Source organism: Allorhodopirellula heiligendammensis, from assembly GCF_007860105.1.
In the GTDB taxonomy this organism is placed as follows: domain Bacteria; phylum Planctomycetota; class Planctomycetia; order Pirellulales; family Pirellulaceae; genus Rhodopirellula; species Rhodopirellula heiligendammensis.
The window spans coordinates 351,719-365,538 of sequence record NZ_SJPU01000001.1 but is presented as its reverse complement, the minus strand read 5'-3'; the positions used below and the strand labels follow the sequence as shown (position 1 = coordinate 365,538).

The 13,820-nt window shown below is 56.3% G+C and carries 9 protein-coding genes; 5 read left to right on the top strand and 4 right to left on the bottom strand.

Features of this window, described 5'->3' with window-relative positions:
• Window positions 1–235: 235 nt before the first annotated feature.
• On the bottom strand, window positions 236–1,582 hold the full coding sequence (locus tag Poly21_RS01355; RefSeq protein WP_146406754.1) for a sigma-54-dependent transcriptional regulator: 1,347 nt from the start codon (window positions 1,580–1,582) through the stop codon (window positions 236–238).
• A 207-nt stretch (window positions 1,583–1,789) separates the two neighbouring features.
• Window positions 1,790–3,841 (bottom strand): sensor histidine kinase, encoded by a 2,052-nt coding sequence (locus Poly21_RS01350; RefSeq protein WP_146405223.1) that lies wholly within the window; start codon window positions 3,839–3,841, stop codon window positions 1,790–1,792.
• A gap of 323 nt (window positions 3,842–4,164) precedes the next feature.
• On the opposite strand from Poly21_RS01350, the gene ppdK reads away from it, so the two are divergent.
• From ppdK to Poly21_RS01325, 5 genes are all read left to right on the top strand, one after another.
• A complete protein-coding gene (gene ppdK, locus Poly21_RS01345; protein ID WP_146405221.1) occupies window positions 4,165–6,855 on the top strand; it encodes a pyruvate, phosphate dikinase in 2,691 nt (896 codons plus the stop codon).
• 154 nt (window positions 6,856–7,009) lie between these two features.
• Complete coding sequence (locus tag Poly21_RS01340; protein ID WP_146405219.1) at window positions 7,010–7,345, top strand: tetratricopeptide repeat protein; 336 nt, start codon at window positions 7,010–7,012, stop codon at window positions 7,343–7,345.
• 309 nt (window positions 7,346–7,654) lie between these two features.
• Complete coding sequence (locus tag Poly21_RS01335) at window positions 7,655–8,404, top strand: SDR family oxidoreductase (protein WP_146405217.1); 750 nt, start codon at window positions 7,655–7,657, stop codon at window positions 8,402–8,404.
• 74 nt (window positions 8,405–8,478) lie between these two features.
• The gene (locus Poly21_RS01330; protein WP_146405215.1) at window positions 8,479–9,084 is read left to right on the top strand and encodes an RNA polymerase sigma factor; all 606 of its coding nucleotides are present in this window, start codon (window positions 8,479–8,481) and stop codon (window positions 9,082–9,084) included.
• A 9-nt stretch (window positions 9,085–9,093) separates the two neighbouring features.
• Window positions 9,094–11,343, top strand: coding sequence for a WD40 repeat domain-containing serine/threonine protein kinase (locus Poly21_RS01325; RefSeq protein WP_146405213.1), 2,250 nt, complete (start codon window positions 9,094–9,096; stop codon window positions 11,341–11,343).
• 33 nt (window positions 11,344–11,376) lie between these two features.
• On the opposite strand, the gene Poly21_RS01320 is transcribed toward Poly21_RS01325, so the two are convergent.
• Both Poly21_RS01320 and Poly21_RS01315 read right to left on the bottom strand, forming a co-directional pair.
• Window positions 11,377–12,708: an outer membrane protein assembly factor BamB family protein gene (locus tag Poly21_RS01320; protein ID WP_146405211.1), complete on the bottom strand. Its 1,332-nt coding sequence runs from the start codon at window positions 12,706–12,708 to the stop codon at window positions 11,377–11,379.
• 44 nt (window positions 12,709–12,752) lie between these two features.
• A complete protein-coding gene (locus Poly21_RS01315; RefSeq protein WP_146405209.1) occupies window positions 12,753–13,790 on the bottom strand; it encodes a DUF1559 family PulG-like putative transporter in 1,038 nt (345 codons plus the stop codon).
• Window positions 13,791–13,820: the final 30 nt, after the last annotated feature.

Genomic DNA, 13,820 nt, shown 5'->3' with positions numbered 1-13,820 from the left:
GCAACATCGCCTCGCGGGGCGATGTTGCTTGATGGTGTTGACACGGAGGGAAGGGGGGCAGCGTCCGTAGCTTGGAATGTGATCGCTCGGAGTGTGATCGCGAAGCTCGCCCACGCAAGATTTATTAAAACTTGCCTCTCCAGCAGAAGGTTCGCTCGATGATGCTTCGGATGCTCACGTTCCAGGTGGATTGTTAGCGAAACATCGGAAGATGCTACGGATCGCCAACGGTTACTTAAGCGGCTTCCGCTTCCGCAGTTACGTTGAGGCGATTGTAGAGTGTTTTTAAGCTGACGCCGAGTTCCTCAGCCACCGCCTTTTTGTTTCCGTCGTGCCGCTTCATGCTGCGGTCGATCGCAAGTTGCTCCAGCTCTTTGAGGGACATTGGAGCGGTGCCGACGAGATCATCCCGCAATTTTCGCTGCGAAAAATGAGCCGGTAGGTGTTCTACTCCGATCGGCAATGCATCACAGAGGACGGATGCGTGCTCGATCACATTGGCGAGTTCACGCACGTTGCCTGGCCACTGGTGACCCTGAAGTTCAGCGATCGCCTCGGGAGTGAAGAGCTGATCGTCAGCGCCATCCCGGCGATGGCGACGCAGTAGATGCGACGCGAGCGTAACGAGATCTTCGATCCGCTCACGCAGTGGGGGTACGCGAAGTTCGAACGTATTGATGCGGAACATCAAGTCTTCGCGGAATGTCTGTTCCCCCACCATTTTCTCCAGGTCGCGGTGTGTGGCGCAGACAATTCGCACGTCGACATGCAGACTCTCGTTGTCGCCGAGCCGACGGATGTCGCCGGTCTCTAGCACCCGCAACAGCTTGGCTTGCACCGCGAGCGGTAGCTCTCCAATCTCATCGAGAAACAGGGTGCCGCCATTGGCGACCTCAAACAGTCCAACTCGTGACGTATCGGCGCCGGTGAAGGAGCCTTTTGTGTGCCCAAAGAGTTCACTCTCGATAAGGTTCTCTGGCAGCGCACCGCAGTTGACGGCGACAAATGGTTTTTCAGCACGTAGGCTTTGGCTGTGGATCGCGCGAGCTACCAGTTCTTTCCCGCAGCCGGTCTCTCCCCGGATCAATACCGTAGAGTCAGTGGGCGCGACCCGTCCAATTAATTTGCGGACAGCTTCCATCGACGCATGGCCGCCGATCAGGTCGCTGTGGCCCTCGGCGCGTTGGAGCCGATGCATGAGAGCCGAAAGCAAGCGTTTACCTTCACGCCGTTCACTGACTCGGCCAAGCAAGGTGGCGATATCCGCCAGGCGCGTCGGTTTGGTGAGGTAGTCGAACGTGCCGTGCTTGATCGCGTCGATCGCCGTCTCGGTCGACGGATTCGCTGTCATGATGATCGCCTCGATCTCAGGTCGAATCTCGCGTGCCTGAGCAATCACTTCGATGCCATTGAAACCCGGCATGTTGAGGTCGACCAGTAAGCAGTCGATGCGTTCACGCTTAATCGTTTCCACCGCCGTCACCCCATCCGGGCAAACCGTCACGCGGTAACCCATCCGCGGAAGCTCCTTCCGCATTAATTCTTGAAGTGGTTTCTCATCGTCGGCGAACAAAATATGCATGCTTGACTGAGCGTTCTCAGCGGCAGCGGCGCTTGCTTTGGCGGTCGTTTTTCGCTTGTCAGTCATGGTTTGATCGGAGGAGGTGATGAAACGAGGGGAATGTTGAAGAGGCGAGTGCGACAGGAGACCGGCACCGTCCCGTCGGAGGCGTCCATTTGGTGAGCCTGCTCCCGAGGGTTCGGTTGAGACCCAGTCCCAAGCGACGGTTTACGCGGCTTGAGGTTCGGCATTCTGCCAATGTCTCGCCGCATGGAGGTGCGGTTTGGAGGAATTGCTGCGACTGGCGACTTTATCAATGGGCAACCGTAATTCGAATTCCGAGCCGAATCCCTCACCTTCGCTGCGAGGAATCAACTGCCCACCGTGTTGGGACACGATGCGATACGAGATGCTCAGTCCCAGTCCTGTGCCATTGCCGTCACGGCGACGTGTGTAAAATGGCTCAAATAGGTGCTGCATCACCTCTGCGGTCATCCCGCATCCACTATCGCGAACTCGGATGCTGGCAAAGTCGCCTTCGTTGCGCAGGATGATATCGACGCGGCCGTCACTATCAACACTTTCCATCGCGTTGGTAACGAGGTTCAGGATGACTTGGCGAATTTCCTGTGAGTTGGCATAGGCGGCGACCGGTTCGACGACGTCGACATGAATGTGCTTGCATTTGTACTGGCCGAGTGTGCCGATCATCTCGACGACATCATTGACCAACGGGCTGACGTCGACGTGTTCACGTTCGACGTGTCCGACGCGGCTAAAGCTCAGCATCCGTTCGGTAATTGACTTGCAGCGATAGGCTTCGCCTTGAATTCGCTGCAGGTTCTCCTGGAGCGTTTCCATCAACTCTTCGTCCACCAAACGGTCTTCTTCGGGGAGCATGATGAGGTCGTTGACCCGCGACTCGAGGGATTCAGCACTCCAGGCAATCGCGGCCATGGGGTTGTTGATTTCGTGAGCGAAGCCCGCCGCGAGAAATCCGATGCCGGCGAGTTGTTCGTTGCGGATCACTTCGCGAGATCGGATTTTCACTTCTTCATCTTTGTCGTGGCAGATGCTTTGGATGTGCAGGAGGCTCTTTTGAAAGCGATCGGTGACTTCGTTGAGGATTTCGCCGAGCTCGCCAATCTCGTCATCGCTCCCCATTTCGATGCGGTGGCGATACTCGCCGCGCGCGACTAAGCGGGCACCCATCACAAGGTTGCTGAATGGTCCGATGACCATCATTTGAAAGAACCATACCATGGCCATCGTGATCAGAGCGGCGCACCCCAGTGCGATCCAGGCAATCGCAATCCCCGCGCGATGTTGCATTTTGACATGGTTGCTGAAACTCGCCATTTGGCTGTGGATCAACGCGAGGTGGTCGTGCGTTTCGGTAACCAATGCGGCGAGTTTTCCCGAGAGGTCGTTGCATCCTTTCTGAGAATAAACCACGAGCGAGCGAGGGTCTTGTCGCATGCGATCGATTTCTTGAATCCGTCTGGCGATTGCCTTGACCGATGCACGCTGCTCTTGAGTGTCGATCAGGGTGGCGGCCAAGTCTCCCTCCTCGACGGGCGGCGATTGATCGCAGACCTCGCACTCATCTGACGGACACTCGACCCCGATCGCATTGGCGTATAGATCCAGCGCCATCGTCAAGTCGAACATCACTTGATTGAAATTGCCACGCTCAAATTGCAGGTCATTTTGTGCGAACAAGGAGGACTCTGACGACCCGAACGAATCGATCATTCCCTCATGCGACTTCATCAGGCAAATTCGCGTATTGCTGTCGCGGGCGGCCGTCGCCCGCTCGCTCAAGTCGGTCGCCATCGGCAGTTCTCTAGCTCGCGTGCTGATGGCATCGGCAAGTGCCCGATACCGATAGAAGCCAATCAGCCCAACGATCGTCAATGACACAATGGTGAGCGTCAGCGTAATGACGCCAAAGAGCAGTTTGGTGCGAATTGAGTGGCGTTGCAGTAACCCGGTGACTGGAGTCCCTCGCTTCCAGATCCCGGAATCAGAGGCCGCTGGGCCGTCGGTGCAATCGAGGTCGACCGTACTGTTTTCGAACGAGTCCCATTCGCTCTCTCGCGACGCGTGCGACGTCATCGAGTCTGCGTCTGCCCCCGCGACGGCCAGATTCGTTTCCGCTACTTGCTTATCCGAACTGGTATGGGAACGCCGAAATCGAGATGCTCGGGCGGCTTTCCTGGAGTTGTCTGTGAACAGCAGGCGTTCCAGAAAACGCCAAAAACTTTGGGAATTGCGCATCGGTCGGCCTCCCAGGCCCATGACTCGCGTGAAACATCCATGTAACGGCTCGACGAGCGTATCGGGGAGCGGGTGCGATATCAAGATCGAAATGGCGGCAAAAAGGCACGGGTGTATGAGTGAGAATCGTTAAAATGCACGCATTTTAACGCTGAAACCCCCGCCACACGATTGACCAAATGCCATCCTGCAAATACGCTTTCCCGCTCATTGACGGTACTAAACCAATCGCGATTCGCGCGCCATGAGGCGGCCAGATGCTTCTGATCTGATGGTTTGGGCCGGTTTGGATCCAAAAACCCCCATAGGGACAGTTAGCGACGATGGCAAAGAAATCTGACGCAGCCAAAATGGTTTACTACTTCGGCAAAAAGAAAACCGAAGGCAAGGGTCACCCCAAAGCCCTCCTGGGCGGCAAAGGACTCAATCTCGCTGAAATGACCTCCATCGGGTTGCCCGTGCCTCCCGGCTTCACCATTACTACGGAAGTCTGCGGAGATTATTACACTCACGGCAAGCAATTGCCCGCCGGGTTGATGGACGAAGTCAATGAAGCGGTCAGCGAACTCGAAGATGAGCTCGGCAAGAAGTTCGGCGACAATGATAACCCGCTGCTTGTCAGCGTCCGCAGCGGTGCGGCCGTCTCCATGCCGGGCATGATGAATACCATCCTCAATCTCGGCCTCAACGACACGGCCACCGAGGGACTTGCCAAGTCCACTAAGAACGAACGATTCGCTTACGATGCCTACCGTCGTTTGATCAATATGTACGGCGACGTTGTGATGGGTTTGTCCCACCACAGCTTCGAAGAAGCCTTTGATAAGGTCAAAAAGAAATACAAGGTCACCGAGGACACCGATGTCCCCGCCGAAGGCTTGCGTGAACTCTGTGACGCATACAAAGCGGTTTACAAGAAACAAGCAGGCGAAGATTTTCCGCAGGATCCCATCAAGCAGCTCCAGCTCGCCATCGAGGCCGTGTTCGGATCGTGGAACGCAGACCGCGCGATCTCCTATCGCCGCATCGAAGCTGCCAAGGGTAACTCGCTGATCGCCAATCTGATCGGAACGGCCGTCAACGTACAAGCGATGGTATACGGCAATATGGGCGACGATTCCGGCACGGGTGTTGGTTTTACTCGCGACCCGAACACCGGACAAAATAAGTTCTACGGTGAGTTCTTGATCAACGCTCAAGGCGAAGACGTTGTCGCTGGTATCCGTACCCCACAGCCGGTTGCCGAAATGGGCAAGTGGGATAAAGCGGCTCACAAGGAATTGATGGAGATCAAGAAGAAGCTCGAAGATCACTACTCGGAAATGCAGGATATCGAGTTCACGATCGAGAAGGGCAAGCTGTTCATGCTGCAGACTCGGACCGGCAAGCGAAACGGCATCGCAGCCGTCAAGATCGCTTGTGACATGGTCAAGGAAGGCTTGATCACTGAGAAGGAAGCCGTCATGCGGGTGCCCGCCTCGGACTTGACCCACTGCCTGTTGCCGTCGTTTAAGCCAACTGCTCGCAACGCCGCCGATTTGCTCTGCCGCGGTCTCAACGCCTCGCCAGGGGCCGCCGTTGGTAAGCTCGCCTTCACCGCTCAAGAAGCTCGTGAACGCCACGAAGCGGGCGAAAAGGTCATCCTTGTCCGTCGCGAAACCAGTCCAGAAGACGTCGAAGGCATGTCTGCTGCCGACGGGATCTTGACCAGCACGGGTGGTGCGACCAGTCACGCCGCGGTGGTTGCTCGCGGTTGGGGCAAGTGCTGTGTCGCTGGTGCTAGCGACGTCACGATCAACGAGAAGGCCAAGAAGATCACAGTTGTGAACGCCGAAGGCCAAACTCGTACCTTCGGTGCTAAGGACACCATCAGCCTCGACGGGGCGACCGGTGATGTCATGGCCGGCGAAGTCGAAACGCAAGAACCGAAGCTTTCGGGCGACTTTGCACAATTGATGGAATGGGCCGACAAGTATCGCACACTGAAGATTCGCACCAATGCCGATTCTCCAGCGGATAGCAAACGCGCTCGTGACTTCGGTGCTGAAGGCATCGGGCTGTGCCGCACCGAGCACATGTTCTTTGAAGCCGATCGCATTATCCACATGCGGGCCATGATTCTCGCTGATACCGACGACGATCGTCGGGCTGCGTTGAAGAAGTTGCTGCCGTTCCAACGGAAAGATTTCGAAGGCATTTTCAAAGCAATGGCCGGATTGCCCGTCACCGTTCGCTTGCTCGATCCACCACTGCACGAATTCCTGCCTCACGATGCTGCCAGCCAAAAGCAAATGGCTGACGAGTTGGGCGTCAAGCCAGCCGACATCAAGAAACGTGGCGAAGCGTTGCACGAAGCCAACCCGATGCTCGGCCACCGTGGTTGCCGACTCAGCATCACCTATCCCGAAATTCTCGAGATGCAGGTGCAAGCAATCGTGGAAGCCGCGATCAATTGCTCCAAGAAGAATATCGACGCGATTGCAGAAATTATGATCCCGTTGGTGGGCACCGCTGCCGAGCTGCGCATCTTGCGTGAACAAGTCGAGGCGACGATCGAAAAAACCAAGACCGCCAAGAAGTTCGAAGGCGAGTTGCATATTCTGATCGGAACCATGATCGAAATCCCACGAGCATGTTTGACGGCCGACGAAGTTGCTCAGTACGCTGACTTCTTCAGCTTTGGTACGAATGACTTGACTCAGATGACATTCGGCTACAGCCGCGATGATATCGGCGGATTCTTGCCCGATTATCTTGATTCAAAGATTCTGCCCGTTGACCCGTTCCAATCGCTCGATCAAGCGGGTGTGGGGCAATTGGTGGAGATGGGTGTCACGAAGGGCCGCAGCGAGAAAACCAAGCTGAAGATTGGTATCTGTGGCGAACACGGTGGCGATCCGGCCTCGATTGGATTCTGCAACAAGGTCGGTCTCGACTACGTTTCGTGCAGCCCATTCCGCGTGCCAATCGCCCGTCTGGCTGCAGCCCAAGCTGCTCTAGAGCAACAGAAATAGTCGCTAACCGACAATAGATCGAAGCCTGGGGTGTGAGCCCCAGGCTTCGTTCGTAGGATGGGACCTCTGGTCCCGCTCGAGATCGATGTGCTCGCTCGGGACAATGGTCCCAAGCTACGGATACTTGCCCGAACCACTTTCAAAGCCCCGAACCATGTCCGATATTCACGCTAAGTACAACGAAGTCGAAAAGCTGATCGACGAAGACAAGTACGACGAAGCAATTCCTGCGCTGGAGGCAATCGTGGCCGAAGACGACACCTTCGTATTGGCTCATCTCGCCCTCTCGCGGGCATACACGAAGACCGACCAGCACGACCTAGCGATTCAGCATGGTGAACGCGTTTGTGAGCTCGAACCTGAGGACGCATTCAACTTCACGGCAATGAGTGTCACCTATCAGCGGGCCTGGGCCGGTACACAGAATCAAGAGTACATTCGCAAAGCAGAAGACGCGATGGCTCGCGCTCAGCAGCTCAACGCTCGCTGAAAATCTGTCTCGACTGTTGAGTACGACTCGCGGAGCGCGGCAATCCCGCCTGATGCAGTCACTTGGGCCGAGAAAAATCGGCTCAGTGCGACGCTTGCGATGTTCGCTCAGCGGATGTTCGCTCAGTGTTTCGCTCGTGTTCTCGATGGTGGAAAACTTCCGGAGCGGAGGAGGAGAAAGTCCGCCTTCCTTCCGGGAGGTCGGAAAAAAATTTTGCAATTGCTGTAAGGCCACCCGATTCCAACGGTAGACACTCTTGTGAGCCACGATTGTGGTGCACGGAACCATGTCCAACTGAAGGGTGATTAAATGGCATTCGACGTCAAGAATAAGACCGTATTGGTGACCGGTGCGAACCGCGGTATCGGAAAAGCAATCCTCGAGGAAGCGTTGCAGCGCGGTGCGACGAAAGTCTACGCCGCGGTGCGTGATGTTGACTCGGCGAGCCCCTTGATCGCCGAACATGGTGATCGAGTGGTTGCCATAGCATTTGATTTGGAGGATCCCGCGTCAATTGTTGCTGCGGCGAAATTAGCAGCGGACACCGAAGTTGTCGTCAATAACGCTGGTGTCTTGAAATCCGCTAGCGCGATAGACCCCAACGCGATTGATTCGCTTCAGTATGAGATGAACGTGAATGTTTACGGGCTGATGCGTGTTGCCCAAGCGTTCGCACCTGTGCTTAAGTCCAGTGGTGGCGGTGCCTTGGTGCAGCTCAACAGTGTTGTTTCGGTCAAGACGTTTGCAGATGTGGCCACCTACTCAGCATCCAAAGCGGCCAGTTATGCGATTACGCAGGGGCTGCGTGATTCGCTCCGAGATCAGAACACGCAGGTGGTTAGCGTTCATCCCGGCCCGATTCAAACCGATATGGCAACAGCGGCTGGGCTGGAGGAGAATGCCGAGCCACCGTCGGTGGTCGCGATGGCAATCTTTGATGCCCTTGCGGAGGGCCGGTTTCACGTTTGGCCCGATTCGATGGCGAAGCAGATCGGTGCCGCCTATCAAAGTTTTGCTGAGAATGTCGTCGACGCGGACATGGAGGAGAGTCCAGCGTGATCGCGTCGTCTTCTCCAGCAACTACCGGGCGATACAATGAATTGAAACCATTGTCGCCCTGCTGGAGACGCCGCATGTCCGAATCGCCGCCAACACGAGCAACGTTATTGCTGCGGTTGCGAAATCATGGTGATGGCGATGCCTGGCGAGAGTTTCTGCGTGACTATGGGCCCATGATCTATCGCTTCGTGCGTCGTCGTGGCTTGCAAGACGCCGACGCCTCCGATTTGGTTCAGGACGTGATGCGAAGTGTTGCGATGGCGATCAACCGACTTGAATACGAAAAAGAGAAGGGTGGATTTCGGGCGTGGTTGTTCACCATCACTCGAAATAAGCTCTCGACCTATTTTGAGAAACGCAATCGGCTCGGGCCGATCGGTAATGATTCCGGTCAGTACAAATTGCTCGGACAAGTGAGCGGCGACGACGGTGATCTCGAGCAGCAGTGGGAGCTTGAGTTTCAACGGCAACTCGCGGCAATCGCCATGGAGTCGGTGAAGCTAAAAACGGAAACAAAGACATGGATGGCCTTTGAACTTACTGCGATGAAGGGGCTATCTGCAGAGGAGGCTGGCGACCAGATTGGAATGTCGAAGGGCGCCGTCTACGTCGCCCGGAGTCGAGTGACGGCGAAGCTGCGGATTGAGATTGAACGACTGCTCGCCGAAGAAAAGGCTTAACAACGAATTATGAATGTTACATCCGCATGCCCGACGCCTGAACAACTCAGTGGTCTGATTCGAGGTTCCTTGTCCGTTGACGACAATATTCGTTTCACTGACCACATTGAAACGTGCGTAACCTGTCAAGGAGCTCTGCAGGCTGACGCGACCGGTGAACTGCCGATTGACGATCTTGTGTCGGGTGTGAAGAAATGGAATCCGGGCAAAGAATCGAACTATTGGCATGCAATGGCTCGCATCGAGCAGGAACATCCCAGTGGCATTCATGAGAACCGCACCACGGATCCTAGCGCCAATGGCGAGTTGGCGCAAACGAAGGATCCCGCCGGCGAGCTGGATTTCCTGGATCCGTCGGACGACCCAGCCTACCTCGGCAAGTTGCACCACTTCCAGATCGCCCGCGTGATCGGACGTGGCGGCATGGGGATTGTCGTGGAGGCTTTTGATCCTCATTTGCATCGTAGCGTGGCGATCAAGGTGCTCAATCCGCAGTATCAAGCCAACGATGTTGCCCGCCAACGATTCTGTCGTGAAGGTCGCGCTGCCGCGGCGATCTCGCACGAGCATGTCGTGCCGATGTACCACGTGGCCAAGGCGCATGAGGGTGAAGTTGCTTATCTGGTGATGCAACTGATTGAGGGCGATACGCTCGAACGCCGATTAAGTGATCGCAGTCCGTTGCCACCCAATGACGTCGCGCGGATCAGTATGCAAATTGCCGCGGGGCTGTCGGCGGCGCACAAGCGAGAAATGGTTCACCGTGATATCAAACCGGCGAACATCATGATCGAAGCGGAGACCGGTCGAGTCAAGCTAACCGACTTTGGGCTCGCTCGAGCCACCGATGATGTCAAGCTCACCAAAACCGGCATGGTCACCGGCACGCCCCTGTACATGTCGCCCGAGCAAACACTGGGCGAGACGGCCAATGAACAGAGCGATCTCTTTTCGCTGGGGGCGGTGATGTATGAGATGGCGACCGGCGTGGCTCCGTTTCAAGCTCCCTCGGCGCTCGGAGTAATGCAAAACATCATGCATCTGACGCCCGAAGCACCTCACAAGTTAAATGCGGCAATCCCACGTCCGCTTTCCGATCTGATCCTGTCGCTGCTAGCGAAGAAACCCGAGGACCGGCCTGAGTCTGCTAGCGCGGTGGCCACGGCCTTGGCATCGATCGTCAATGGATACGGCCCGATTTCGCCTCTTCAAGTACCCAGCGTCGCCGCGAAGGAAGTTAAAAAACTCTCGGGAAGTTACCGGCGTTTGGAGCGTCGCTGGGTGATGGCGGCATGGGGGGCCGCTGCATTCGGCTTGGTTTGCCTGCTAACGGCCGGATTCGTAATGTCGCGTACCGACACTGGCGATGATTTCCCCTCGGTCATCTTGCCCGATAACCCCGGTACCGTTTGGTCGGTCGACTTCGCACCTGACGGAGAGCGGTTGGCGGCGGCGATCGAAGATGGCAGCGTCCGAATTTGGGATATTGGCAATCAACAGTTATTAAAGAGTTTTAACGCCCACCGGGGGATTGTGTGGATGGTTGCCTATCATCCTACCCGCCCGCTCTTGATGACCAGCGGGGATGACTCATCGATCAAACTATGGGACTCCGATCACTACGAATTGGTCAGTGAATGGAAAGCAGACAATGCGGTCCGTAGCGTTGCATTCTCACCGGACGGCCATCGTGTCGTCGCTGGTGATGTCGAAGGCACCATCCATGTGTATGACATCGATACTGGCGAACAGCTCGCCCGCAAAAACCAACCGGGCTCCATTCTTGGTATCGATTACTCCAGTGATGGCAAACTCATCGCGAGTGTCGGCAGCGATAAAGTGGTGAGAGTGTTCGATGCTGAGACGCTCGACGAGCGCAATACGCTCGCGGGCCACGACGGCCCGATTTATAGCGTCAAGTTTGCTCCCGATGGCCCGCTATTGGCATCCGTAGGATGGAACAAGAACGTTCGTGTTTGGAATACCGAGACTGGCGCCGAAGTGATGAATCTCGTCGGCAGTGAAGGAGACATCTGGGGGGTCTCCTTCTGCGGCGACGGCACGCATCTTGTCACCGGTGAACAGGGAGGCGCCGCTCGCGTCTGGGATCTCTCCAACGGTGACGCGATCACAACGCTCCGCGGCCACGCCTCGGCTGTCCACAATGTTTCCCTCGACCCGACCGCCCACCGCATCGCCACCAGCAGTCGCGACGGGACTGTCCGTGTGTGGGACATGAGCTGCGTGGTGCCAAAGTAACGCGGATGCCGGGCGGTTAAATCGCCTCGACAGCTATTTGTCCGACGACGGTTCGCCGATGGCGATTAAGCAGTTCCCGACACGGAGGATCAATGATCCGTCGGCGACGGCCACCCCGTAGAGCGTGGGTTTGCTGAACATCGCTGCGGCGCTGCGACGTTCCTCCGTGGTCTCTTCGGCAAGAGGTGTTTGGGCCGGGAGTGTGTCTTCCGTCCAGGATTCATTCTCGGCCAAAATCTCGAAATCGCGGCCTGCCGCGAGCACCGTTACGAGCCCTTGCTGGCCAAAGAAATAAATTCGACCTCCGACAGCAAGAGGCGTCGCCCAAGAAGATTGTTTGATGCGGTTGGCGTAAACTTGCTCGCCGCTTTCGGCGTCGAAGCAATACACGACCCCCGCCCGGTTGATCCAATAAGCGAGTCCCTCGTGAATGATCGGCGACGCCCAGCTCGGGGATGCTTTTTCAGCAATCCATTCGCGTTTGACTGTCCATTCATCATTTTCTCGGGATACTTGCAGCAGGCAGTTGGAATCCGCCGCTGAGCCAGCGTCCTCACCGTTGCGACCTGCCGAGGCACCAATCAAGAAACGCCCATTTCCAGATTCGATCGGAGTTGTTCCCGTATTGCCACCAATGTCCGTGAACGTCCACAGCAGATCACCGGATGCGGCGTCATAACCATCGACACTGCCCGCTGAGCTGACGACGATTTGCGTGGTGCCATCAATCTCCATTACCGCTGGCGAGCTCCAGCTACGGCGAGGTGTTCGCTCAGCCTTCCAATTAGTCGCGCCGGTCGCCTTGTCGATCGCCAGCAAGCAGCTCGGGCCATCGTGTTCAAGCAAGACATATACGTGTGACTCTGTTTGACATGGTGAGGCGCCCAGGCCAAATTCCGCTGTCAAAGGGCCGTCATCTTTGCCCAGGTTTCGCCGCCATAGTTCGTCGCCATCGTGAGAGTATGCGATGCAGTCGCCGCTCTCGAAGAACGAAACCACGCGATTCGCATCGACAACCGGCGTCGGTGCGGCGCGGCTGACGTAGTGTGAGTTTTTCACCGGGAACGAGTTTGCAATGCTCTTCCGCCATTTTTCTTTGCCGCTTGCTGAGTCTATGCAGACGGTGTGATAAGTGTCCTTGTTCGGCCCCTCCACGCTGGTGGCGAAGATGTGACTGTCCCAGATCACCGGGCTGGATTGACCGTACCCTGGCAGCTCAACCTGCCACGCCACATTCTCAGTCGGCGACCAGTTCAGCGGCACGGACTGCGCGGACTTATGTTTTGCTCCGGCGCCTAGAAAGGCTGGCCAGACGCTGCCATTGCTGGTCATCGCTGCAAGGAACAGCATGAAAATCGAAGTCATCTTGATGTCTCAATGTTGAAAATGAATGAAAGTAGGGGCTTGAGTCAGTACGCTGGAATCACTTCCTGGTCGGCAATCGAACCGAGCAAACGCCAGGGTTTCAGGTCAATTGAATCGGTGATGAAATGGACTGAACCATCCGCGAATACTACCATCACGCCACCCACGTGACGACTGCGACCGCTCATGATCGCTGCGTAGCGCGAGTAGCAATCGTTCTCAAGAGCGTTGGGGCCGCGGTGATGGTGGTACGCTGAATCATTGACTGAGCCATCTGCCCATTTTTCTCCACGGCTAAAGATCACTGGGCTGGCATCGTTCAAACACCAGGAGTCTTCGATAGTTGGAGCCGCCGCGTCCCACACCGAGGCTGTTACCCGTTCGGCACCTGAGTTGGCGACGCCACGCGTGCTGTCGGGCAGGCCTGATCCCACGAGCGTTTCGCAGAATGCAGCAGTATTGGAACTGCCATCGAGGATGTCTCGAAATCGCTTGCGGGAGTCAATATAGAACAACCCATCGCAATTCTCGTAAACCCCACCATCCTGCGCGGTGCCGTTGTTCGCGTGATAATTGCATGCGCCCCATTCTTCGCTGACGCGTTGATTGACATCACTTGGACACAGGAACGTGGGCACCTGCGTGGCGACGGCGCCACCGAGATCTGGATGCGTCACCACTGCGGGGGGTGGCCCCATCGAAAAAATGAAGAGTGGTTTCTGAAGGTCAATGGCCCCATAGATCGCCGATTGTTCAAGATACGGGGTGAGCAGTGCCAGCGGCCCCCAGCGGTAGAACGATTGTTGCGATGCTGGGACAGGTGCGATTGCTTGTAGTCGTTGTGATGGGAAATGGTTAAGTGCGTCGTGATGCATATGCAGCCCGAGGCCAAGCTGTTTCAGATTATTGCTACACGACATCCGCCGTGCGGCTTCGCGGGCCGCTTGCACGGCCGGCAAGAGCAAGCCTACTAGAACGCCGATAATGGCTATCACGACAAGCAGCTCGACAAGTGTAAATCCATTCCGCCCCCAGGCGGAGCGATTCCGCACAGCATGGGCGACATAACGGTGAATGATCATGGGAGTATGTTTGGGTGGTTTGAATGAGTG